Here is a 24,153-nt window from a genome sequence, read left to right on the forward strand (position 1 = left end):
ATTACTTCTTCTCAACCAGATACTTCACAGTGTCGGCATACTGCTGCACGAAGATGTCCATGCTGCTGGTATCCATACCCTGCATATTCAGCTGGTACTTACCGTTAACATACATGGCTGGAACGCCACGCAGTTGCAGATCGGCGGCCGCTTTTTCCTGCTGTGCCACGAGAGATTTCACGACAAAGCTGTTCCAGGCTGCATCGTATTCTTCGCCCTTAACGCCTGCATCGACGAATACCTTACGGATATCAGCAGTGGTCTGTACAGACTGGGTTTTCTGCACGGCTTCAAACATCGGTGCAGTGATTTTGTCTTCCACGCCCAGGGCCATAGCGACTGCCCACGCCTGCGTTAAGTCTTTGCCCAGCGGGCCAAGGAACTCAACGTGATACTTGGTCATTTTGGTGCCTTCAGGCAGCTTCTTCTTCACGTTTTCGGAAACATGCAGAACCTGCTCGAACTCATAGCAGTGCGGGCAATAGAATGAGAAGAACTCCAGTACCTGAGGTTCTCCGGCTACAGGTTTGTCGAGGGTAATATACTGTTTACCATCGGTGAACTGTGCAGCCGAAGCGCTAAATGCCAGAATCATACCTGCCAGCGCCAGCCATATTTTTTTCATGATCAACTCTCTCCTGGATGTGTTCGATTAATACATTGGCGTTAATTGCAAAGGGGGTTCCTGCAGAACCTTTACCTGTTCAATAAATGTGGATATCTGGTTACGCCAGTAATCTTCTCCGGTAAGCCACGGGAAGTTTCTGGGGAAAGCGGGGTCGTCCCAACGCCTGATTAACCATGCAAGATAATAAACAAAACGCATGGCGCGTAAAGGTTCGATTAATGCAATTTCGTCTGAATTAAAAGGGGTGAACTCTTCATAGGCTTCGATAATCGTCTCAAGCTGCATTCGCTGCTCAGCCTTATCGCCATTCAGCAGCATCCAGAGATCCTGAATCGCTGGCCCCATTCTCGCATCATCGAGATCGACAAATAATGGCCCGTCGCGCCAGAGGATATTTCCGGCATGGCAATCACCGTGCAGGCGCAGCGTTTTAACGTTGTTATCCCAGCGCGCTGTGACAGCGTTAATTAAATTATCCGTTGCGGCCAGAAATTCAGCTTTCAGCCCTGAGGGGATGAGCGTGGAGGTTTCAAATACCTGACGCGGTTCGAGCAGATATTCCGCAATGCCGATTGTGGGACGCGAAGAAAAGACGCTCTTCTTTCCCGTCTGATGAATGCGCCCTAAATAACGGGCAACCCATTCCATCTGATCGATATTATCGGCTTCAAATTGCCGGCCACCGAGGCTTGGGAAAACGGCAAAATAAAAACCCTGATGCGACAGCAGCGTCTGACCATTGAATTGCAGAGGTGCGGCAACGGGAACGTCATCGGCTACCAGGTCGAGGGCGAACTGATGCTCTTCCTCAATCTGATCGGCTGACCAGCGCTGCGGACGATAAAATTTCACGACGAAGCGCTGACGATCCTCATCCTGAAACTGGTAGACGCGGTTTTCATAGCTGTTTAATGGGGTCAGACCTGAGTCCACCCGGATGCCCTGCTCAAACAGAGCATCCATAATGGTATCCGGGTGTAAGGTCTGGAAAGTAAAGGCCTGGTCGTTCATCCGATCATCCGGAAATTATACGAATGATTGAGGATATCATTTAACGGCGATTTCGGTGGCGCCTCTTACAAGCTTTTACTCTTTAATTACGCCACGTGCGCGCAGCAGGGCTGTTTTGAAATCCTCTTCGTAATCTTTCTGAATACCGGGGATGACAGCATCTTTACCGGAATCGCGCATTTTCAGGTGATAGATCAGGATGTCATCGGAAAGGTCGGCCAGTTCGCCTTCATAACCTGACTCCTGCGCCAGTTTCTGTAAGAATTGCACGAGGTTAAGCTCTGGCTCTTTTTGCCAGGCTGGCTGGAGAAGTTCAATAACTTCATTCAGACGTTTACATTTCATGGTAATACTCCTTTCATTGAGAGTGACACGTTAGCAGGGTCAATCCCACAATAAAAGAGGCGATATTGTTGAGCCAGATAAGCACGATCACGGGTGTGGTGTTAGCCGGCGGCAAGGCATCCCGCATGGGGGGAGTCGATAAGGGCCTGCAGACGTTGAACGGCACACCGTTATGGCAGCACGTGGCACACACGCTGAGTAAACAAGTGAGTACGCTAGCCATCAGTGCTAACAAAAACCTCGCCGTTTACCGGGAAAGTGGACACCCCGTCTATCCCGACTCGCTGGCTGATTACCCGGGGCCGCTGGCGGGCATGCTTTCTGTTATGCAGCAGTGCGATGCCGAGTGGTTTCTGTTTTGCCCCTGCGATACACCGTTTATCCCCGATTGTCTGGCTGAGCGCTTTGTTAAATACAGGGAAACGTCAGCGGTTGTCTGGGCGCATGACGGCGAACGCGATCATCCAACCATTGCGCTAATGCACCGTCAGCTGATGCCGGAATTAAAGAACTACCTGGCGGCGGGAGAGCGTCGGGTGATGGTCTTTATGCGACAGGCCGGTGGACATTCTGTCGATTTTAGCGATATGAAACAGGCGTTTATTAACATCAATACTCTCGAACAGATAGACACTATGCAGAGGCACAAATGATACCTGTTTTAGCGATCGCCGCCTGGAGCGGTACGGGGAAAACCACCCTGTTAAAAGCCATTATCCCGGCGCTCTGCGCCAGAGGTGTACGCCCCGGGCTTATCAAACACACTCATCACAATATGGATGTCGATATTCCTGGTAAGGACAGCTATGAACTGCGCAGAGCTGGCGCGGCACAAACCATTGTTGCCAGCAGTAAACGTTGGGCCTTAATGACCGAGACACCGAACGAGAAGGACCTTGATCTGCCTTACCTTATCAGTCGGATGGATCATTCGACGCTGGATCTGGTCCTGGTAGAGGGTTTTAAGCATGAACCGGTGGCAAAGATCCTGCTGTTTCGCAGTGATACCGGACATGGGATTAATGAATTAACGCTTGATGAACATGTTATCGCGGTGGCCAGTGATATTTCACTGTCGCTTCAGGTACCGGTCCTGGATATCAATAATGCGGAGGAGATCGTCGGGTTCATTCAACAATGGATGAGGTCGTAGTAGGCCGGGTAAGGCGAAGCCGTCACCCGGCTTTTCTGACGCCCAACGCAAAAAGCCCATCCGTGAGGATGGGCTTTTCACTTGTTTGATGCCTGGCAGTTCCCTACTCTCGCATGGGGAGACCCCACACTACCATCGGCGCTACGGCGTTTCACTTCTGAGTTCGGCATGGGGTCAGGTGGGACCACCGCGCTACAGCCGCCAGGCAAATTCTGTAATCTGTATCAGCTGAAAATCTTCTCAAACCCACCGAAACAGCTTCGGCGTTGTAAGGTTAAGCCTCACGGTTCATTAGTACCGGTTAGCTCAACGCATCGCTGCGCTTACACACCCGGCCTATCAACGTCGTCGTCTTCAACGTTCCTTCAGGACCCTTAAAGGGTCAGGGAGAACTCATCTCGGGGCAAGTTTCGTGCTTAGATGCTTTCAGCACTTATCTCTTCCGCATTTAGCTACCGGGCAGTGCCATTGGCATGACAACCCGAACACCAGTGATGCGTCCACTCCGGTCCTCTCGTACTAGGAGCAGCCCCCCTCAATTCTCCAGCGCCCACGGCAGATAGGGACCGAACTGTCTCACGACGTTCTAAACCCAGCTCGCGTACCACTTTAAATGGCGAACAGCCATACCCTTGGGACCTACTTCAGCCCCAGGATGTGATGAGCCGACATCGAGGTGCCAAACACCGCCGTCGATATGAACTCTTGGGCGGTATCAGCCTGTTATCCCCGGAGTACCTTTTATCCGTTGAGCGATGGCCCTTCCATTCAGAACCACCGGATCACTATGACCTGCTTTCGCACCTGCTCGAGCCGTCACTCTCGCAGTCAAGCCAGCTTATGCCATTGCACTAACCTCCTGATGTCCGACCAGGATTAGCTGACCTTCGTGCTCCTCCGTTACTCTTTAGGAGGAGACCGCCCCAGTCAAACTACCCACCAGACACTGTCCGCAACCCGGGTAACGGGTCCACGTTAGAACACCAGCCATTAAAGGGTGGTATTTCAAGGACGGCTCCATGCAGACTGGCGTCCACACTTCAAAGCCTCCCACCTATCCTACACATCAAGGACCAGTGTTCAGTGTCAAGCTATAGTAAAGGTTCACGGGGTCTTTCCGTCTTGCCGCGGGTACACTGCATCTTCACAGCGATTTCAATTTCACTGAGTCTCGGGTGGAGACAGCCTGGCCATCATTACGCCATTCGTGCAGGTCGGAACTTACCCGACAAGGAATTTCGCTACCTTAGGACCGTTATAGTTACGGCCGCCGTTTACCGGGGCTTCGATCAAGAGCTTCGCCTTACAGCTAACCCCATCAATTAACCTTCCGGCACCGGGCAGGCGTCACACCGTATACGTCCACTTTCGTGTTTGCACAGTGCTGTGTTTTTAATAAACAGTTGCAGCCAGCTGGTATCTTCGACTGATTTCAGCTCCACCCGCAGGGGCTTCACCTACATATCAGCGTGCCTTCTCCCGAAGTTACGGCACCATTTTGCCTAGTTCCTTCACCCGAGTTCTCTCAAGCGCCTTGGTATTCTCTACCTGACCACCTGTGTCGGTTTGGGGTACGATTTGATGTTACCTGATGCTTAGAGGCTTTTCCTGGAAGCAGGGCATTTGTTGCTTCAGCACCGTAGTGCCTCGTCATCACACCTCAGCGTTAAAAGGTACCGGATTTACCTGGAACCTCCGCCTACATGCTTAAACCGGGACAACCGTCGCCCGGCCAACATAGCCTTCTCCGTCCCCCCTTCGCAGTAACACCGAGTACAGGAATATTAACCTGTTTCCCATCGACTACGCCTTTCGGCCTCGCCTTAGGGGTCGACTCACCCTGCCCCGATTAACGTTGGACAGGAACCCTTGGTCTTCCGGCGAGCGGGCTTTTCACCCGCTTTATCGTTACTTATGTCAGCATTCGCACTTCTGATACCTCCAGCATGCCTCACAGCACACCTTCGCAGGCTTACAGAACGCTCCCCTACCCAACAACACATAGTGTCGCTGCCGCAGCTTCGGTGCATGGTTTAGCCCCGTTACATCTTCCGCGCAGGCCGACTCGACCAGTGAGCTATTACGCTTTCTTTAAATGATGGCTGCTTCTAAGCCAACATCCTGGCTGTCTGTGCCTTCCCACATCGTTTCCCACTTAACCATGACTTTGGGACCTTAGCTGGCGGTCTGGGTTGTTTCCCTCTTCACGACGGACGTTAGCACCCGCCGTGTGTCTCCCGTGATAACATTCCTCGGTATTCGCAGTTTGCATCGGGTTGGTAAGCCGGGATGGCCCCCTAGCCGAAACAGTGCTCTACCCCCGAGGATGAATTCACGAGGCGCTACCTAAATAGCTTTCGGGGAGAACCAGCTATCTCCCGGTTTGATTGGCCTTTCACCCCCAGCCACAGGTCATCCGCTAATTTTTCAACATTAGTCGGTTCGGTCCTCCAGTTAGTGTTACCCAACCTTCAACCTGCCCATGGCTAGATCACCGGGTTTCGGGTCTATACCCTGCAACTTAACGCCCAGTTAAGACTCGGTTTCCCTCCGGCTCCCCTATACGGTTAACCTTGCTACAGAATATAAGTCGCTGACCCATTATACAAAAGGTACGCAGTCACACCCGAAGGTGCTCCCACTGCTTGTACGTACACGGTTTCAGGTTCTTTTTCACTCCCCTCGCCGGGGTTCTTTTCGCCTTTCCCTCACGGTACTGGTTCACTATCGGTCAGTCAGGAGTATTTAGCCTTGGAGGATGGTCCCCCCATATTCAGACAGGATACCACGTGTCCCGCCCTACTCTTCGAGTTCACAGCATGTGTGCTTTCGTGTACGGGAGTATCACCCTGTACCCTGCGACTTTCCAGACGCTTCCACTAACACACAAGCTGATTCAGACTCCGGGCTGCTCCCCGTTCGCTCGCCGCTACTGGGGGAATCTCGGTTGATTTCTTTTCCTCGGGGTACTTAGATGTTTCAGTTCCCCCGGTTCGCCTCGTTAGCCTATGTATTCAGCTAACGATAGTGTGACGAATCACACTGGGTTTCCCCATTCGGACATCGCCGGGTCAAGGGTTCATATCACCTCGCCGGCGCTTTTCGCAGATTAGCACGTCCTTCATCGCCTCTGACTGCCAGGGCATCCACCGTGTACGCTTAGTCGCTTAACCTCACAACCCGAAGCTGTTTCACTTCGCGTTGTGAAAATTTGAGAGACTCGAACACACCTTCATCTGTTCTTATTACGGAGAACAGACACAGCGTGTCGTTTCAATTTTCAGCTTGATCCAGATTTTTAAAGAGCAAAACTTCGCAGCGCACCTTCGCAGGTACACTCTGAAGTTTTCAGGTTGTGCAGTAAAGATGGTGGAGCTATGCGGGATCGAACCGCAGACCTCCTGCGTGCAAGGCAGGCGCTCTCCCAGCTGAGCTATAGCCCCATCGTGGCAAATCTCTTCAAATTTGCATCGCAAATTTGGTAGGCCTGAGTGGACTTGAACCACCGACCTCACCCTTATCAGGGGTGCGCTCTAACCACCTGAGCTACAAGCCTGCAGAGATTTTTTACTGCTAATTTTCATCAGACAATCTGTGTGAGCACTACAAAGGCAGGTTCTTTAAGGTAAGGAGGTGATCCAACCGCAGGTTCCCCTACGGTTACCTTGTTACGACTTCACCCCAGTCATGAATCACAAAGTGGTAAGCGCCCTCCCGAAGGTTAAGCTACCTACTTCTTTTGCAACCCACTCCCATGGTGTGACGGGCGGTGTGTACAAGGCCCGGGAACGTATTCACCGTAGCATTCTGATCTACGATTACTAGCGATTCCGACTTCATGGAGTCGAGTTGCAGACTCCAATCCGGACTACGACGCACTTTATGAGGTCCGCTTGCTCTCGCGAGGTCGCTTCTCTTTGTATGCGCCATTGTAGCACGTGTGTAGCCCTACTCGTAAGGGCCATGATGACTTGACGTCATCCCCACCTTCCTCCAGTTTATCACTGGCAGTCTCCTTTGAGTTCCCGGCCTAACCGCTGGCAACAAAGGATAAGGGTTGCGCTCGTTGCGGGACTTAACCCAACATTTCACAACACGAGCTGACGACAGCCATGCAGCACCTGTCTCAGAGTTCCCGAAGGCACCAAGGCATCTCTGCCAAGTTCTCTGGATGTCAAGAGTAGGTAAGGTTCTTCGCGTTGCATCGAATTAAACCACATGCTCCACCGCTTGTGCGGGCCCCCGTCAATTCATTTGAGTTTTAACCTTGCGGCCGTACTCCCCAGGCGGTCGACTTAACGCGTTAGCTCCGGAAGCCACGCCTCAAGGGCACAACCTCCAAGTCGACATCGTTTACGGCGTGGACTACCAGGGTATCTAATCCTGTTTGCTCCCCACGCTTTCGCACCTGAGCGTCAGTCTTTGTCCAGGGGGCCGCCTTCGCCACCGGTATTCCTCCAGATCTCTACGCATTTCACCGCTACACCTGGAATTCTACCCCCCTCTACAAGACTCAAGCCTGCCAGTTTCAAATGCAGTTCCCAGGTTGAGCCCGGGGATTTCACATCTGACTTAACAGACCGCCTGCGTGCGCTTTACGCCCAGTAATTCCGATTAACGCTTGCACCCTCCGTATTACCGCGGCTGCTGGCACGGAGTTAGCCGGTGCTTCTTCTGCGAGTAACGTCAATCACTGCGGTTATTAACCACAATGCCTTCCTCCTCGCTGAAAGTACTTTACAACCCGAAGGCCTTCTTCATACACGCGGCATGGCTGCATCAGGCTTGCGCCCATTGTGCAATATTCCCCACTGCTGCCTCCCGTAGGAGTCTGGACCGTGTCTCAGTTCCAGTGTGGCTGGTCATCCTCTCAGACCAGCTAGGGATCGTCGCCTAGGTGAGCCATTACCCCACCTACTAGCTAATCCCATCTGGGCACATCCGATGGCAAGAGGCCCGAAGGTCCCCCTCTTTGGTCTTGCGACGTTATGCGGTATTAGCTACCGTTTCCAGTAGTTATCCCCCTCCATCAGGCAGTTTCCCAGACATTACTCACCCGTCCGCCACTCGTCACCCGAGAGCAAGCTCTCTGTGCTACCGTTCGACTTGCATGTGTTAGGCCTGCCGCCAGCGTTCAATCTGAGCCATGATCAAACTCTTCAATTTAAGTTTGATGCTCGTGAATTAAACTTCGTAATGAATTACGTGTTCACTCAGAGACTTGGTATTCATTTATTGTCCGAAGACATTAAGAATCCATGTCACTTTGAGTGCCCACACAGATTGTCTGATAAATTGTTAAAGAGCAGTGCAACGCAGCTTTCGCTCACCGTTGCGAGGTCCCGTATATTACGTTTTCCTCATTCAGAGTCAAGCGATTATTTTCGCTTTTCTCTGCCGGGTATTCATCGCTGAACCCCGCTGACCCGGCGGCTTGCGTGCCGTTGTTCCGTGTCAGTGGAGGCGCATTATAGGGAGTTCTTCAGCGCTGACAAGCGTAAAATTAAAAAAAACTACCAACCGTGTTTTTTTTCGCCAAAAGCCTCATCTTTTAGCCAGAAACGGCGCTAATTGCTGTTTTCGCCACCACAAGCCGCCTGCAGGTGGCATACTTACTGGCATCAAGATTTAAGGAATATGCTTTATGCCTTTAAGCGCGCAACAGCTGGCGGCACAAAAAAACCTTTCCTATGTGCTGGCAGAAAAACTGGCACAGCGGATCCTGGCAGGTGTTTACACGCCTGGCAGCATCCTGCCGGGTGAACTGGAACTGGGGGAACAGTTTGGCGTGAGCCGAACGGCCGTTCGTGAAGCCGTGAAAACGTTAACCGCGAAAGGGATGGTGCTGCCCCGTCCGCGCATCGGTACGCGCGTGATGCCCCAGGGCAACTGGAACTTCCTCGATCAGGAGCTGCTCTCCTGGTGGATGACGGAAGATAACTTCCAGCAGGTTATTGATCACTTCCTTGTCATGCGCAGTAGCCTGGAGCCGCAAGCCTGCCTGCTGGCCGCAACGATCGGAACGGCAGAGCAAAAAGCGCGGTTAAATACTCTGATGGATGAGATGGTGCATCTGAAAAAGCACTTTAACCGGGAACGCTGGATAGATGTGGATATGGCCTGGCACGAGCATATCTATGAGATGAGCGGTAATCCGTTCCTGACCTCTTTTGCCTCGCTCTTTCACTCTGTCTATCACACCTACTTTACCTCTATTGCCCAGGATGAAGTGGTTAAGCTGGATTTACACCAGGCCATTGTCGATGCCATTCAGGACAGTGACGGGCCACGCGCCATGGCAGCCAGCCAGGCGCTGCTTGCCCCACCAGCACGGTAGCCATAACAACAGGAACTCGAATGACAGTAAAAAAAGCACGCAGTATGGCGGGCCTGCCGTGGATAGCGGCAATGGCCTTCTTTATGCAGGCCCTGGATGCGACCATCCTCAATACTGCCCTTCCCGCAATAGCCCAAAGCCTGAACCGTTCTCCGCTGGCCATGCAGTCGGCCATCATCAGTTATACCCTGACCGTTGCGATGCTGATCCCGGTGAGCGGCTGGCTGGCCGATCGCTTCGGCACCCGCCGTGTCTTTATGCTGGCGGTAACGTTATTTACGCTGGGCTCGCTGGCCTGCGCACTCTCCAGTTCTCTGGGAGAGCTGGTTGTTTTCCGGGTGATCCAGGGGATAGGCGGCGCGATGATGATGCCGGTTGCGCGCCTGGCACTGTTACGGGCCTATCCGCGCAGCGAACTGTTGCCGGTGCTGAACTTCGTTACCATGCCGGGCCTGGTCGGGCCGATCCTCGGCCCGGTGCTGGGTGGCGTGCTGGTCACCTGGGCCAGCTGGCACTGGATATTTCTCATTAATATCCCAATAGGGATCGCCGGGCTTTTCTATGCGCGCAAATTTATGCCGAATTTCACCACCCCACGGCGCAAATTCGATATGGGCGGGTTCTTCCTGTTTGGCCTGAGCCTGGTGCTCTTTTCCAGCGGCATGGAGCTGTTCGGTGAGAAATTGGTAGCAACCTGGCTGGCCGTCACCATCATTTTCAGCGGCATTCTTCTTTTTCTTCTTTATATACGTCATGCGCGTCGCCATCCTACGCCGCTTATTTCGCTGTCGCTGTTTAACACGCGCACCTTCTCGGTGGGTATTGCCGGCAACATCGCTTCACGGCTGGGCACCGGCTGTGTTCCCTTCCTGATGCCGCTGATGCTGCAGGTCGGGTTTGGTTACCCGGCACTGATTGCAGGCTGCATGATGGCGCCTACGGCGGTGGGCTCGATCCTTGCCAAATCCGGCGTGACGCAACTTCTGCGTCGGCTGGGCTACCGCAGGACGCTGGTTGGCGTGACGATATTTATCGGCGTGATGATTGCACAGTTCTCACTGCAGTCGGCGGCGTTGCCGGTATGGATGCTGATCCTGCCGCTGTTTGTGCTGGGGATGGCGATGTCCATCCAGTTCACGTCGATGAACACCATTACCCTTGCCGATCTCAATGACGAGAATGCCAGCGGCGGTAACAGCGTGCTGGCGGTGACGCAGCAGCTGTCGATCAGTCTGGGGGTGGCGGTAAGTGCGGCAGTACTGCGTTTTTATGAAGGGTTCGACAGCACAAATACTGTCGAACAGTTTCACTCCACCTTTATCACCATGGGCGTGCTGACGGTGATTTCGGCGCTGGTCTTTATGCTGCTAAAACCGAAGGATGGTCGTAACCTTATTAAAGATCGGCACAAACCTAAACAGACCCCCGTTCCATCAGAACAGGAGTAAGCTGCAGCCGCTGTTGTTGCAGGGCGGGCTGGGCGATACGGTGGATCAAGACATCAACCGCCAGCTCGCCCAGTTCATCTTTTGGCTGATGAATAGTAGTGAGCGGCGGCGTCATATACTGCGCCAGTTCGATATCGTCATATCCCACCACGGCGATATCGTCCGGGATACGCAGTCCCGCCTGATAAAGCGCCTTGTAAGCCCCTACCGCCATCGCATCATTACCAATAAAGACCGCCTGCGGGCGCTCCTTCTGGGCGAGTAAGGCCTGCATCGCCTCAAACCCGCCGCTAAATTCAAAGTCACCGGTGATTTGATAGCCCTCAGGCACCGGCAAACCAGCACGCGCCATCGCCACCAGGAATCCTTCCAGCCGCAGGCGGGCGGGGGTTTTATCCAGCGGACCGGTAATACAGGCGATGCGGGTGTGGCCTTTATCAATCAGATGCTGCGTCGCCATGTCCCCGCCCAGCAACGAGTTATCCTGGATCAGATCGCTGGTACCGTCGAACGGCGCCCAGTCCATCATCACCGTGGGAACGGAGGGGTAGCGCTGCATAATCTCCGGGGAGGGCTGGTGCGTTTCGGTGCACAGCAATAGCAATCCGTCGACGCGCTTTTGCATCAGCGTCTCCAGATTGCGGTTCATGCGCTGTTCATCGCCTTCGGTATTGCATAACACCAGGCTGTAGCCACGCTCAAAACAGCTGCGCTCAACGCCGCGCACCAGCTCAGAGTAAAAGGGGTTGGTACTGGCCGTAATGAGCATGCCAATGGTGCGCGTCTGGTTGAGTTTCAGACTGCGCGCCAGGGCGGAAGGCGCATAATTGAGGGATTTAACGGCAGCCTCGACCTTCTCCCGAATCGCGTCGCTGACGAAGCGATCGTTATTGATGACGTGGGAGACCGTCGAAGTAGAGACGCCCGCCATGCGGGCGACATCTTTCATTGTGGCCAAGCGTTACCTCTGCTGACTTAAAAATTCATCGATCTCATTACGCCATGGTACAGAAGGCTGTGCACCTGGACGGGTCACCGCAATGGCCGCCGCCGCATGGGCAAAGCGGATTGCGTCATCCAGTTGTTCGCCTTCCAGCAGCGCCGTCACCAGCGCACCATTAAAGGTGTCGCCCGCAGCGATGGTATCGACAGCTTTCACCTTAAAGCCAGGAATGCGACGCCCTTCTCCCTCAACGCTGGCCCATACGCCGCGGCTACCAAGAGTAATGATGACCGTGTGGATGCCTTTGTCGTGCAGGGCTTTCGCCGCGCGAGCTGCATCCTCATCGTTTTCAACGCGAATGCCCGTCAGCTTTTCAGCCTCGGTTTCATTGGGGGTGATGATGTCCACCAGCGCCAGAAGCTCGTCTGATAATACACGGGCTGGCGCGGGATTTAGTACGACAGTGGTATGATTTTCATGAGCAATTTTCGCTGCCGCCAGCACGCTTTCTACCGGGGATTCCAGCTGCATCAGCAGGGCGTCGGCACCGGCGATAAGCGCATGTTGCGCCGCCACTCGCTCAGGTATCAGCGCCGCGTTTGCCCCCGCATGAATACCGATGACATTCTCACCTTCTCCGTTGACAAAAATCAGCGCCACGCCGGTTGATTCACCGTCCACCACGCTCACTGGCGCAATATCGATGTTGTCACTTTCCAGCTGCTGGCGAACGCGCTCCCCGGTATCGTCATCGCCGGTACAGGCGATAAAGGCGATGTTCGCCCCGCTACGTCCGGCGGCGACCGCCTGGTTCGCGCCCTTGCCGCCAAAGGCGACCTGGTAGCGATGACCCGTTACGGTTTCGCCCGGTGTCGGGAAAGCGTCAAGGTTAAGAATGTGATCGGCATTAATACTGCCAAGGACGACGAGCTTACCTGCGGTTTTCATAGTTGAAGTGTCCATCAGAGAGTGCCACCGGGATGCCCCGGTGGCGTATGCCACTCTTTTCTTTATATGTTGTCCCTCAGGCAGCCTGCGACTGCCTGAATCGCATATTACTGCTTGATGACCAGTTTCAGGTCAACAGGGTATTTGGCCTGAACTTTCTCGCCCTTCAGCACTTTGTCAGCAGTCTGTACGCCAGTGGCGCCGATCTGCTCCGGCAGCTGAGCGATGGTCGCAGCCAGTTTGCCATCGTTTACCGCTTTTTCACCATCAGGCGTGCCGTCAAATCCAACCACCATCACATCAGATTTACCCGCAGTCTGCAGCGCACGCAGCGCGCCCAGCGCCATTTCATCGTTCTGTGCGAATACCGCTTTAACGTCCGGGTGTGCAGTCAGCAGGTTCTGCATGACGTTCAGGCCCTTCGTACGGTCGAAATCTGCCGGCTGGCTGGCCAGTACGTTGAATTTGTGGGCAGCAACCGCCTGCTGGAAGCCTTCGCCACGCTCACGCGCTGCGGAAGTCCCGGCGATACCCTGCAGTTCGATAACTTTAGCGCCTTCGCCCGCTTTCTTGGCGATGTAGTCACCGGCAATTTTGCCGCCCAGCACGTTGTCAGAGGCAATGTGGCTCACCACGTCGCCTTTATTCGCCTGACGGTCAAGGGTGATCACTGGGATGTTAGCCTGGTTCGCCATCTTCACTGCGTTACCTACCGCATCGGAATCGGTCGGGTTGATCAGCAGAATTTTGGTGCCGCGAACGGTTAAGTCCTGCACGTTAGCCAGCTCTTTTGCCGGGTTGTTCTGGGAGTCGAGGATCACCAGGTTGTAGCCCAGTTTGTCGGCCTCTTTCTGCGCGCCATCCTTCAGGGAGACGAAGAACGGGTTGTTCAGGGTAGAAACCACCAGCGCGATGGTATCTTTCGCCATGGCGTTTGCACTCACGGTTGCGCTCAGCGCGACAGCAGAAACCAGGGTAGCCAGTTTTTTCATGTTCATATCAAAGATGTCCTGTAGTGTCGTCAGTTACTGTTTTTTGTTGTCTACCAGTACCGCCAGCAAAATCACTACCGCTTTGACGATCATCTGGTAATAGGAAGAAACACCTAACAAATTCAATCCATTATTCAGGAAGCCGAGGATCAGCGCACCGATCAGCGTACCGACGATACGGCCTTTCCCCCCGGCCAGGCTGGTGCCGCCCAGCACGACCGCGGCGATGGCATCCAGCTCATAGCCCGTACCGGCGGTCGGTTGTGCAGACGAGAGACGCGCCACTTCGATAATCCCCGCCAGCGAAGCCAGCAGGCCGCTCAGGGCGTAGACGATAACTTTGACTTTATTGACGCTAATACCGGACAGACGGGTCGCCGCTTCGTTACCCCCCAGGGCATAGATATAGCGGCCCAGGCGGGTGTGATGCAACATGTACCACGCCGCGAGGAAGACCAGGCCCATGATCCAGACCGGCGTCGGGATACCCAGCGGGCGGCCAATACCGAACCAGCCAAACAGATCGGCGTTATCGGTAAAGCCGGTGTTGACCGGACTGCCGTTGGTGTAAACCATGGTCACACCGCGCAGCAGCAGCATCATCACCAGGGTGGCAATAAACGCCTGAACACGACCTTTCGCCACAATAACACCGGTAACAGCCCCAATAGCCGCACCCAGCGCCAGCGCCGCTGCAACGGCCACCAGCGCGTTGACTTCAATCCCTACAATTGAAGCAGCAACCGCGCCGGTGAGCGCCAGCAGGGAACCGACGGACAGATCGATACCCGAGGTCAGGATCACCAGCGTCATGCCCACCGCCATAATGGCGTTCACGGACGTCTGTTGGAGGATGTTGAACAGGTTATTAACGGTAAAAAAGTTCGGGCTCATGGTAGAGACAATCGCGATCAGCACCAGCAGGGCAATCAGCGATTTTTGTTCCATCAACCATGCCTTCGTGAAATAACGGCGTCCAGAAATAGCCTGGGTAGTCATCTTCTTACTCCTGATCCACGCGATTAAGCTTGCCCACAGCGGCAGCCATCAGAATTTCCTGGGTGGCCTGCTCGCGACTGAATTCACCGCCGAGATGCCCTTCATGCATGACGATAATGCGATCGCTCATGCCTAATACCTCTGGCATCTCGGAAGAGACCAGAATGATGCTTAGCCCGTCAGCCTTAAACTGGTTAATGAGCTGGTAAATCTCTTTTTTGGCGCCAACATCCACGCCGCGCGTCGGTTCATCAAGGATCAGTACCTTCGGACGGGTCATCAGACCGCGGGCAATCGCCACTTTCTGCTGATTCCCGCCGGAGAGCAGCCCGATAGCCTGTTCCATCGACGGGGTTTTAACATTAAAGAGGCGGATAAAATCGCTGACCGCCTGCTGCTCGTCTTTATGCTTCAGACCACCGCCGCTGCGGCTGAAGTAGCGTAGCGCGGTTAAGGACATGTTCTCTTTCACCGACATGCCCAGCACCAGGCCATCGCGCTTACGATCTTCGGAGATATAGACGATACCGTTCGCCAGGCCATCCTGCGGAGAACGGGTGACAACTTCATGACTATCAAGGGTGACATAGCCGCTGGTGCGCGGGTTGGCGCCATACAGCACCTTCATCAGCTCGGTACGCCCGGCGCCCATCAGCCCGGCCACGCCGAGGATCTCCCCCTGACGCAGGGTAAAGCTGACATCATGCACCCCAGGGCCACACAGATTGTCGACCTTCAGGCGGATCTCGCCCGGCGCTTTATCGATACGTGGATACTGGTCTTCCAGCTTACGTCCCACCATCATCTCAATTAGCGTATCTTCGTTAAGCGTCGCCACTTCACGCTCGGCAATAAACTGCCCGTCGCGGAAGACGGTGACGTCATCGCAAATCTCGAAGATCTCTTTCATGCGGTGGGAGATATAGACAATGCCGCGCCCCTGCGCTTTCAGCTCGCGGATCACGCGGAACAGGGAGTCAGTTTCGGTATCGGTGAGGGCGTCGGTCGGTTCATCCATCACGATAACGCGGGATTCGAAGCTCAGCACCTTGGCGATTTCGACCATCTGCTGATCGCCGATAGAGAGTTCGCCTACCAGACGATCGCTCTTAAAGCGCAGATTCAGCTTCGCCAGCAGTTTGTCGGCTTCGGCATACATCTGCTTCCAGTCGATTTTGCCAAAGCGGTTAACAAACTCACGCCCCAGGAAGATGTTCTCCGCGATGGAGAGCTGCGGGATGAGGTTCAGCTCCTGGTGGATGATGCCGATCCCGGCTTCCTGAGAGGATTTCGGGCCATTAAAGGTGGTCTCTTTCCCCAGCCACAGCAGCGAACCGGCGTCGCGCTGATAGATACCGGTCAGCACTTTCATCATGGTGGATTTGCCTGCGCCGTTCTCACCCACCAGCGCCATCACGCGTCCGGCGTAAACATTCAGCGCGGCACCGGAGAGGGCTTTGACGCCCGGGAACGATTTATCGATCCCTTTCAGTTGCAGGAGTGCGTCCATGATGGCCTCAGAAGGTGACGCCAGCACAGAGAATGATATTCGCATACGGGGAACACTCCCCGCTGCGAATCACCGCCTGGCTGTCAGCGGTATTTTTCTTGAACTGCTCGTGCGTTATGTAGCTTATTTTTATGGTGTTTCCCTGGCATTGTTGCAGTTGCTTGATATGGCCAAGCAACGTTTCGTGGAGCTGCGGATTATGTTGTTTGATTTCCGTTGCGAGAATGGCTTCCTCAACCTGCATCTCGGTTGTCACCACATCCAGCACCTGCATAAACGTGGGTACGCCCTGCGTTAATGCCAGATCAATACGCGTTGTGCTGTGGGGAATGGGTAAACCCGCATCACAAACCACCAGCGTATCGGTATGCCCGAGACGGGAGATGACCGATGAGACTTCAGAGTTGAGTACCGTGCCTTTCTTCATTTTCTTGCTCCACTAGCGAAACGTTTCGCTGACATCAGTTTTATCTTACCGATGCGCAGAAAACCACCATGACGTAACAGATTTGTGATCGTTGTCGAAACGTTTCGCTAAGTGAAATGGGGAGACAATTATGGCGGTCAGGGAGGAGTTTTGTAGGCCGGGTAAGCGAAGCGCCACCCGGCATTTTCAGGAGGGATTAAATCTCGACTTGCGTCCCCAGCTCAATCACGCGGTTAGGCGGGATCTCGAACTGGTCAGGCGCGCGCAGGGCGTTACGCTGGAGAATAAGATAGAGCTTCCCACGCAGGCGCAGGTACCACGGGCGTTTGCCGATGATCAGCGACTCGTGGGACATAAAGAACGAGGTCTCCATCATCCGGCAGCTTAAACCCTCCAGACCGCAGCGGTGGAACACCTCTTCCACGTTCGGGGTTTCACGCCAGCCGTAGCTGGCCACCACCCGCCAGAAGGTGGGCGACAGCTGCTCTATCTGCACCCGGCGGACGTTATGCACATAGGGCGCATCCTCGGTACGCAGGGTCAACAGGATCACCCGCTCGTGCAGCACTTTGTTGTGCTTGAGGTTGTGCATCAGGGCAAACGGGATCACGTTCAACGCGCGCGACATATAGACCGCTGTGCCGGGTACGCGCACCGGCGGAGATTTCTCCAGCGAGGCAATCATCGCCTCCAGAGAGTTACCGTGTTCATGCATCCGGCGCAGCAGGCGGAAACGCTCGCTCTTCCAGGTGGTCATCACAATGAACATCACCAGACCCAGCGTCAGCGGCAGCCAGCCGCCGGAGACAATCTTGTCGAGGTTCGCGGAGAACAGCGGCACGTCAATACAGAGGAAGCCGACCAGAATCATGCCCACAAGGAATTTATTCCAGTGCCAGTTCCGGTACGCCACCGTGGTAGAGAGGATCGAGGTCAGCACCATCGTACCGGTAACGGCAATACCGTAGGCCGCCGCCAGGTTACTGGAGTGCTCGAAGCTGACGATAACAATTACCACCGCGACATAAAGCAGCCAGTTAACGAAAGGAATGTAGATCTGGCCCGACTCCATTTCGGAAGTATGGATGATACGCATTGGCGACAGATAGCCCAGACGCACTGCCTGGCGGGTCAGGGAGAAGACGCCGGAAATCACCGCCTGAGAAGCAATCACCGTCGCCAGCGTCGCGAGGATCAGCATCGGCACCAGCGCCCAGTCCGGCGCCAGCAGGAAGAACGGGTTTTTAATCGCTTCCGGGTGTTTGAGCAGCAGCGCCCCCTGGCCGAAGTAGTTCAGCACCAGCGACGGCAGCACCACTAAAAACCAGGCCACGCGAATAGGCAACTTACCGAAGTGGCCCATATCGGCATAGAGTGCTTCAACACCGGTAATAGAGAGCACCACCGCGCCCAGCGCGATAAACGACACGGTTTTGTATTCGAGGAAGAAATGCACTGCCCACATCGGATTCAGGGCATGCAGCACTTCCGGGTTAGCAATGATGCTGCGTAACCCCAGCGCCGCCAGGATCAGGAACCAGGAGAGCATAATCGGCGCGAAGAGTTTGCCCACCAGCCCGGTACCGTGTTTCTGAATCACAAACAGCAGGGTCAGAACAAGTATGGCCAGCGGGACAACCCACTCATCAAGATGCGGCGCGATAATCTCCAGCCCCTCTATCGCCGACAGCACCGAGATAGCAGGGGTGATCACCACTTCGCCATAGAAGAAGCTGCCTCCCACCAGACCGATGATGACCAGGAACGAGGTCATTCTGGCGGACGTATTGCGCCCGGCAAGCGACATCAGGGTCAGGATCCCACCTTCACCGGCGTTATCTGCACGCATCACGAAGGAGAGATATTTAACAGAAACCACCAGGATCAGCAGCCAGAAGATCAGGGACAAAAAACCAAACACAGCGTCGCGTTCAACGCCAAATCCAAATTGACCGGACAAACATTCGCGCAGCGTATAAAGCGGGCTGGTGCCGATATCACCGTAGACAACGCCGATCGCCGCGAGCGTAATTGCGGGTAATGATTGCTTATTATCAGTGCTCATAGACTAGTCTTTTCGTTTAAATAACAAATGTGTGCTTAGTCCCTTGGCCCACAAAAAGCGCACAGTATGCACGATTAATCTTAGAATCGTACCCCTAAATGCCACCTCATTAACGTAGCGCAAAGAAAATAGCACCGTGGTTCAGTCTATTACCAGCCCGGAACGAAACGTCTATACTCGCTTCAATTAGCCGGGGGTACGGCGAAAGGATGCAAAAACAATTATGGCTCACACTCATTTATTAGCAGAAAGAATTTCCCGTCTCAGCGGTGCACTGGAGAAAGGGCTTTATGAACGTAGCCACGCCATTCGCCTCTGTTTACTGGCGGCGTTGAGCGGCGAAAGCGTATTTCTGCTGGGGCCGCCCGGCATCGCAAAAAGCCTGATTGCCCGCAGGCTGAAATTCGCTTTTCAGCACGCCAGGGCGTTTGAGTACCTGATGACCCGCTTTTCCACGCCGGAAGAGGTCTTTGGTCCGCTCTCCATCCAGGCGTTAAAAGATGAAGGGCGGTACGAACGGTTAACCACCGGCTATCTGCCGGAAGCGGAAATCGTCTTTCTCGATGAGATCTGGAAAGCCGGCCCGGCGATCCTGAATACCCTGCTTACCGCCATTAACGAACGCCGGTTCCGCAACGGCGCGCATGAGGAGAAAATCCCGATGCGCCTGCTGGTGGCGGCATCCAACGAACTGCCCGAAGCCGACAGCAGCCTCGAAGCCCTGTATGACCGTATGCTGATCCGCCTGTGGCTCGATAAGGTGCAGGACAAAGCGAACTTCCGCTCGCTGCTGACCAGCCAGCAGGATGAAAACGATAACCCGGTGCCTGCCGCATTACAGGTGACGGACGAGGAGTATCAGCAGTGGCAACAGGACATCGGTAAAATCACCCTGCCTGATGCGGTGTTCGATTTGGTCTTTATGCTGCGCCAGCAGCTTGATGCCCTGCCGGGAGCGCCTTACGTCTCCGATCGCCGCTGGAAGAAAGCCATCCGCCTGCTGCAGGCCAGCGCGCTGTTCAGCGGTCGCGATGCGGTGGCGCCAATCGACCTGATCCTGCTGAAGGATTGCCTCTGGCACGACGCCAGCGGCATGAATCTGATGCAGCAGCAGCTGGAAATATTGATGACCGGACACGCGTGGGGACAGCAGGAGATGTTGAACCAGCTGGGAGCCATTACCCAGCGCCGCCTTCAGCTTCAGCAGCAGCAGAGCGACAAAACCGCCCTGCGCGTTATCCGTCAGAGCGGCATGTTCGCCCGTCGCCCACACTACGAATTACCGGCAGAACTGAGTGATACCACCCTGACGCTGCTCCTCCAGCAGCCGCTCAAGCTCCACGATATGCAGGTGATTCACATCACCCTCGAGCGGGAAGCGCTGGCGCAGTGGCTGACCAAAGGCGGCGAGATCCGCGGCAAACTTAACGGCATTGGTTTCGCCCAGCCGCTCAATCTGGAAGTGGACGGCAGCCTGCATCTGGTGATCCGCGACGTCAGTTTGCAGGGATCGCGTCTTGCGCTGCCCGGCACCGCGTCGGAAAGCGTGCCGGAAGAGATCAAACAGCAGCTGGAAGCGCTGGATAACCAGTGGCACCTCCAGCACACCCGCTTCAGCGAGCAGCAAAAATGTCTGTTCATTCATAGCGACTGGCTGGGGCGGATTGAAGCCAGCCTGCAGGATGTAAGCGCGCAGATCAAACAGGCGCGTCAATGCTGACGCTGGATACCCTTAACGTCATGCTTGCCGTCGGCGAGGAGGGCATGATCGAAGAGATCATCCTGACCCTGCTGGCCTCGCCGCAGCTGGCGATCTTTTTCGAAAAATTCCCGCGCCTTAAAACCGCCATCACCGACGATCTTCCTCGCTGGCGGGAAAATCTCCGCAAAAGGCTGAAAGATACCCGCGTCCCGCCGGAACTCACCGAAGAGGTGATGTGCTATCAGCAGAGCCAGTTACTCTCCACGCCCCAGCTGATCGTCCAGCTGCCGCAGATTTTAACCCTGCTGGACAAGGTTCACTCCCCATTCGCTGGCCAGGCGCGGCAGCTGGTGGTGGATAACGCCACCTTTACCCCCGCCCTGCATACCCTCTTTTTACAGCGCTGGCGGCTGAGCCTGGTGGTGCAGGCCACCTCCCTGAATCAGCAGTTACTGGAAGAGGAGCGCGAACAGCTGCTCAGCGAAGTACAGGAGCGGATGACACTGGCCGGGGCGCTGGAGCCGGTACTGGTGGAGAACGAAAATTCCGCCGGTCGCCTCTGGGATATGAGCGCCGGTCAGCTCAAGCGGGGGGATCATCAGCTTATTGTTCGCTACGGCGATTTTCTGGCGCAGCAGCCGGAGCTAATGCAACTGGCGGAACAGCTGGGCCGTTCGCGGGAGGCGAAGTCGGTGCCAAAAAAGGATGCCCCGCTGGAAACCTTCCGCACCCTGGTGCGCGAACCGGCGACGGTGCCGGAGCAGGTGGACGGTCTACAGCAGAGCGATGACATTCTGCGCCTGCTGCCACCAGAGCTGGCGACCCTCGGCATCACAGAACTTGAGTACGAATTTTACCGTCGGCTGGTGGAGAAGCAGCTCCTTACTTACCGTCTGCAAGGCGATGCCTGGCGGGAGAAGGTGAGCCAGCGCCCGGCGGTACATCAGGATTTCGACGAACAGCCCCGCGGGCCATTTATCGTCTGCGTGGATACCTCCGGTTCGATGGGAGGATTCAACGAGCAGTGCGCCAAAGCCTTCTGTCTGGCCCTGATGCGCGTGGCGCTCGCCGACAGAAGACGCTGCTTTATCATGCTGTTTTCCAGCGAGGTGGTGGGCTACGAACTCTCGGGCCAGCACGGTCTGGAGCAGGCGATCCGTTTCTTAAGCCAGCGCTTTCGCGGTGGTACCGATCTCGCCAGCTGTTTTCGCGCCATTATCGAGCGGATGCAGGGCGGCGAGTGGTATGACGCCGACGCGGTGGTGATTTCAGACTTTATTGCCCAGCGGCTGCCGGAAGAGGTGGTAAGTAAGGTGAAGGTACTGCAGCAGGTCCACCAACATCGTTTTCATGCCGTTGCGATGTCCACACATGGAAAACCCGGCATCATGCGCATCTTCGATCATATCTGGCGCTTTGATACCGGGTTGCGTAGCCGCCTGCTGCGGCGCTGGAAACGCTAATTACAGCAGGGCGTCGACGCTGTCACGAACCTGCTGCGGCCATACGCCACACTGCACCTGGCCGATATGGGAGAGCTGCAGCAGTAACATGGTCAGACGAGACTGGCCGATACCGCCGCCGATGGTCTGCGGCATCTCGCCACGCAGCAGCGCCTGGTGCCACTCCAGCTTAAGGCGATCTTCATCACCGGTAATAGCCAGCTGGCGCTTCAGCGCCTCGGCATCCACGCGGATCCCCATGGAAGAAAGTTCAAACGCATCTTCCAGTACCGGGTTCCAGACCAGAATATCGCCGTTCAGACCCGCCAGGCCGCTCTCGCCTTCGCTGCTCCAGTCATCATAATCCGGCGCACGTACATCGTGACGCTGACCATGAGACAGCTTGCCGCCGATCCCGATCAGGAACACGGCCCCTAACTCTTTGGCGATCGCACGTTCACGCCCTTTGGCATCGAGATCCGGGAAGCGGCTCAGCAGCTCCTGGCTGTGGACAAAGTGGATCGTCTCCGGCAGGAACGGGGTCAGGCCAAACTCTTTGCTGACCGCCGCCTCGGTGGCTTTGATCCCGGCATAAATGGCTTCTACCGTCGCTTTCAGCGTACCGGTATGACGTTCGCCATCACCCATGACGCGTTCCCAGTCCCACTGGTCAACGTAAACAGAGTGAATCGCGGTAAGGCGGTCTTCATCGGGGCGAAGGGCTTTCATGTGCGTGTAAAGCCCTTCGCCCGCGCTGAAGTCGTGTTGTCCCAGGGTTTGACGCTTCCACTTCGCAAGGGAATGGACCACTTCGAACTGGGCATCTGGCAGTGTTTTCACTTTCACCTGAACCGCTTTTTCGCAACCAGACAGGTTGTCCTGCGTCCCGTCGCCCACACGGCTTAAGATCGGTGCCTGGACTTCAATAAGACCAAGCTTCTCTTCCAGCTGGCGGGAAAAGTGGGATTTAACGAAACTGATCTGGCGTTGTTGTGCGATGTAAGCGGTTTTCATTATTTATACTCCTGCGTCCTGTTGGCATTGATTAAGCAACAAAAAAGAACCTCTTTCAATAATCCAACAATAAAACTCCCGACTCACTTTTAAATCGATAAAATTACCCGCTAAAATAGAGTGATTCATTAATCTTCATAAGAAAAAGCTATGGAAAATTATCAGATCGACAATCTGGACCGCGGCATTCTCGAGGCGCTGATGGCCAATGCACGTACTGCCTACGCAGAACTGGCAAAACAGTTTGGTGTCAGCCCGGGGACCATTCACGTGCGCGTAGAGAAGATGAAACAGGCGGGGATCATTACCGGCGCCCATATTGATGTCAGTCCGAAACAGCTGGGGTATGACGTCTGCTGCTTTATCGGCATCATCCTCAAGAGCGCCAAAGACTACCCCTCGGCGCTGGCAAAGCTGAATGCGCTGGATGAAGTGACCGAGGCCTATTACACCACCGGCCACTACAGCATCTTTATTAAGGTGATGTGCCGCTCGATCGACGCCCTGCAACAGGTACTTATCAACAAGATCCAAACAATCGATGAAATTCAGTCCACCGAGACGTTGATCTCCCTGCAGAACCCGATCATGCGTACCATCCGCCCGTAACCGGGCAAAATAATTACCACATTTTCCACAGGTAGATCCCAGCTCGTTCACAGCGTACAATGTCCTCCTGTTTATCTGAGCGAGCGATCAATGGCGGACATTACTCTTATTAGCGGCAGCACCCTTGGCGGCGCTGAATATGTCGCGGAACACCTGGCCGAAAAGCTGGAAGACGCGGGCTTTTCTACTGAAACGCTGCATGGACCGTTATTAGAGGATCTCCAGCTCGACGGGATCTGGCTGTTGATCACCTCCACTCATGGTGCGGGGGATCTTCCGGATAACCTTCTTCCTTTATATGAAGAGTTAAAAGAGCAGCAGCCCGACCTGACGAACGTCCGGTTTGGTGCCATTGGTATTGGCAGCCGGGAGTACGACACCTTCTGCGGTGCCGTTGAGAAGGTCGAGACCGAACTGAAGTCCTGCGGGGCACAACAGATCGGTGAAACGCTGAAGATCAACATCCTCGATCATGATATTCCGGAAGATCCAGCCGAACTTTGGCTGGCGGAATGGAAAAATTTACTCAAAACAGATTAAAGATCGTGCGATCGGATGTGGATAACTCTGGTTAAAAGCT

19 protein-coding genes, 2 tRNA genes and 3 rRNA genes are annotated in these 24,153 nt (G+C 54.8%); 8 read left to right on the forward strand and 16 right to left on the reverse strand.

The features are described 5' to 3' along the window. Position 1 precedes the first annotated feature (1 nt). The 3 genes from dsbA to GNG26_RS22190 form a co-directional block, all read right to left on the reverse strand. Entirely contained in the window at positions 2–625 is a 624-nt protein-coding gene (dsbA, locus tag GNG26_RS22180) for a thiol:disulfide interchange protein DsbA (RefSeq protein ID WP_103177586.1), read from the reverse strand. A 27-nt stretch (positions 626–652) separates the two neighbouring features. Next, entirely contained in the window at positions 653–1,639 is a 987-nt protein-coding gene (locus tag GNG26_RS22185; RefSeq protein WP_103825300.1) for a serine/threonine protein kinase, read from the reverse strand. 75 nt (positions 1,640–1,714) lie between these two features. Next, the gene (locus GNG26_RS22190; protein WP_039032193.1) at positions 1,715–1,984 is read right to left on the reverse strand and encodes a YihD family protein; all 270 of its coding nucleotides are present in this window, start codon (positions 1,982–1,984) and stop codon (positions 1,715–1,717) included. Positions 1,985–2,052: 68 nt separating this feature from the next. Here GNG26_RS22190 and mobA point away from each other — a divergent pair, with 68 nt between their 5' ends. Both mobA and mobB read left to right on the forward strand, forming a co-directional pair. Further along, positions 2,053–2,637, forward strand: coding sequence for a molybdenum cofactor guanylyltransferase MobA (mobA, locus tag GNG26_RS22195; RefSeq protein WP_156240102.1), 585 nt, complete (start codon positions 2,053–2,055; stop codon positions 2,635–2,637). Next, complete coding sequence (gene mobB / locus GNG26_RS22200) at positions 2,634–3,137, forward strand: molybdopterin-guanine dinucleotide biosynthesis protein MobB (RefSeq protein WP_156240103.1); 504 nt, start codon at positions 2,634–2,636, stop codon at positions 3,135–3,137. Before mobA ends, mobB begins: the two co-directional genes overlap by 4 nt. A gap of 90 nt (positions 3,138–3,227) precedes the next feature. Here mobB and rrf read toward each other — a convergent pair. The 5 genes from rrf to GNG26_RS22225 all read right to left on the reverse strand — a co-directional run bounded on the left by rrf (position 3,228) and on the right by GNG26_RS22225 (position 8,303). Continuing rightward, positions 3,228–3,343 (reverse strand): 5S ribosomal RNA (gene rrf / locus GNG26_RS22205). Positions 3,344–3,407: 64 nt separating this feature from the next. Then, positions 3,408–6,310 (reverse strand): 23S ribosomal RNA (locus GNG26_RS22210). Between the two features lie 194 nt (positions 6,311–6,504). Continuing rightward, positions 6,505–6,580 (reverse strand) — tRNA-Ala (locus GNG26_RS22215). Positions 6,581–6,616: 36 nt separating this feature from the next. Further along, positions 6,617–6,693 (reverse strand) — tRNA-Ile (locus GNG26_RS22220). Between the two features lie 70 nt (positions 6,694–6,763). Continuing rightward, positions 6,764–8,303 (reverse strand): 16S ribosomal RNA (locus GNG26_RS22225). The 16S, 23S and 5S rRNA genes sit together here with 2 tRNA genes alongside, the layout of an rRNA operon. A gap of 478 nt (positions 8,304–8,781) precedes the next feature. Here GNG26_RS22225 and GNG26_RS22230 point away from each other — a divergent pair. Both GNG26_RS22230 and mdtD read left to right on the forward strand, forming a co-directional pair. Continuing rightward, positions 8,782–9,474 (forward strand): FadR/GntR family transcriptional regulator, encoded by a 693-nt coding sequence (locus tag GNG26_RS22230; protein ID WP_156240104.1) that lies wholly within the window; start codon positions 8,782–8,784, stop codon positions 9,472–9,474. A 20-nt stretch (positions 9,475–9,494) separates the two neighbouring features. Beyond that, the gene (gene mdtD, locus GNG26_RS22235; protein ID WP_156240105.1) at positions 9,495–10,922 is read left to right on the forward strand and encodes a multidrug transporter subunit MdtD; all 1,428 of its coding nucleotides are present in this window, start codon (positions 9,495–9,497) and stop codon (positions 10,920–10,922) included. Here the strand turns inward: mdtD and rbsR are convergent. The 7 genes from rbsR to kup all read right to left on the reverse strand — a co-directional run bounded on the left by rbsR (position 10,888) and on the right by kup (position 18,806). Next, positions 10,888–11,880 (reverse strand): ribose operon transcriptional repressor RbsR, encoded by a 993-nt coding sequence (gene rbsR, locus GNG26_RS22240; RefSeq protein WP_103177593.1) that lies wholly within the window; start codon positions 11,878–11,880, stop codon positions 10,888–10,890. The genes mdtD and rbsR overlap by 35 nt on opposite strands. 3 nt (positions 11,881–11,883) lie before the next feature. Beyond that, a complete protein-coding gene (gene rbsK, locus GNG26_RS22245) occupies positions 11,884–12,813 on the reverse strand; it encodes a ribokinase (protein WP_156240230.1) in 930 nt (309 codons plus the stop codon). A gap of 107 nt (positions 12,814–12,920) precedes the next feature. Next, complete coding sequence (gene rbsB / locus GNG26_RS22250; RefSeq protein ID WP_114316334.1) at positions 12,921–13,811, reverse strand: ribose ABC transporter substrate-binding protein RbsB; 891 nt, start codon at positions 13,809–13,811, stop codon at positions 12,921–12,923. A gap of 27 nt (positions 13,812–13,838) precedes the next feature. Continuing rightward, positions 13,839–14,804 carry a ribose ABC transporter permease gene (gene rbsC, locus GNG26_RS22255; RefSeq protein WP_156240106.1) on the reverse strand — a complete coding sequence of 322 codons (966 nt, stop codon included), beginning with the start codon at positions 14,802–14,804 and terminating at the stop codon, positions 13,839–13,841. Positions 14,805–14,808: 4 nt separating this feature from the next. Further along, positions 14,809–16,314 carry a ribose ABC transporter ATP-binding protein RbsA gene (gene rbsA, locus GNG26_RS22260; RefSeq protein ID WP_156240107.1) on the reverse strand — a complete coding sequence of 502 codons (1,506 nt, stop codon included), beginning with the start codon at positions 16,312–16,314 and terminating at the stop codon, positions 14,809–14,811. A gap of 7 nt (positions 16,315–16,321) precedes the next feature. Further along, the gene (gene rbsD, locus GNG26_RS22265) at positions 16,322–16,741 is read right to left on the reverse strand and encodes a D-ribose pyranase (protein WP_103824225.1); all 420 of its coding nucleotides are present in this window, start codon (positions 16,739–16,741) and stop codon (positions 16,322–16,324) included. 196 nt (positions 16,742–16,937) lie between these two features. Then, positions 16,938–18,806: a low affinity potassium transporter Kup gene (kup, locus tag GNG26_RS22270; protein ID WP_103177598.1), complete on the reverse strand. Its 1,869-nt coding sequence runs from the start codon at positions 18,804–18,806 to the stop codon at positions 16,938–16,940. 223 nt (positions 18,807–19,029) lie between these two features. Here kup and ravA point away from each other — a divergent pair, with 223 nt between their 5' ends. Together ravA and viaA are read left to right on the forward strand one after the other, a co-directional pair. Then, on the forward strand, positions 19,030–20,526 hold the full coding sequence (gene ravA, locus GNG26_RS22275; RefSeq protein WP_156240108.1) for an ATPase RavA: 1,497 nt from the start codon (positions 19,030–19,032) through the stop codon (positions 20,524–20,526). After that, on the forward strand, positions 20,520–21,971 hold the full coding sequence (viaA, locus tag GNG26_RS22280; RefSeq protein WP_103824227.1) for an ATPase RavA stimulator ViaA: 1,452 nt from the start codon (positions 20,520–20,522) through the stop codon (positions 21,969–21,971). Before ravA ends, viaA begins: the two co-directional genes overlap by 7 nt. Here viaA and asnA read toward each other — a convergent pair whose 3' ends face one another. Beyond that, the gene (gene asnA, locus GNG26_RS22285) at positions 21,972–22,964 is read right to left on the reverse strand and encodes an aspartate--ammonia ligase (protein ID WP_103824228.1); all 993 of its coding nucleotides are present in this window, start codon (positions 22,962–22,964) and stop codon (positions 21,972–21,974) included. A gap of 150 nt (positions 22,965–23,114) precedes the next feature. Here asnA and asnC point away from each other — a divergent pair, with 150 nt between their 5' ends. Together asnC and mioC are read left to right on the forward strand one after the other, a co-directional pair. Further along, positions 23,115–23,573, forward strand: coding sequence for a transcriptional regulator AsnC (gene asnC, locus GNG26_RS22290; protein ID WP_032615488.1), 459 nt, complete (start codon positions 23,115–23,117; stop codon positions 23,571–23,573). 90 nt (positions 23,574–23,663) lie between these two features. Beyond that, positions 23,664–24,113, forward strand: a complete 450-nt coding sequence (mioC, locus tag GNG26_RS22295) for an FMN-binding protein MioC (protein WP_103177602.1) — start codon at positions 23,664–23,666, stop codon at positions 24,111–24,113. Positions 24,114–24,153: the final 40 nt, after the last annotated feature.

It is taken from the genome of Leclercia sp. J807 (assembly GCF_009734465.1).
Taxonomy (GTDB): domain Bacteria; phylum Pseudomonadota; class Gammaproteobacteria; order Enterobacterales; family Enterobacteriaceae; genus Enterobacter.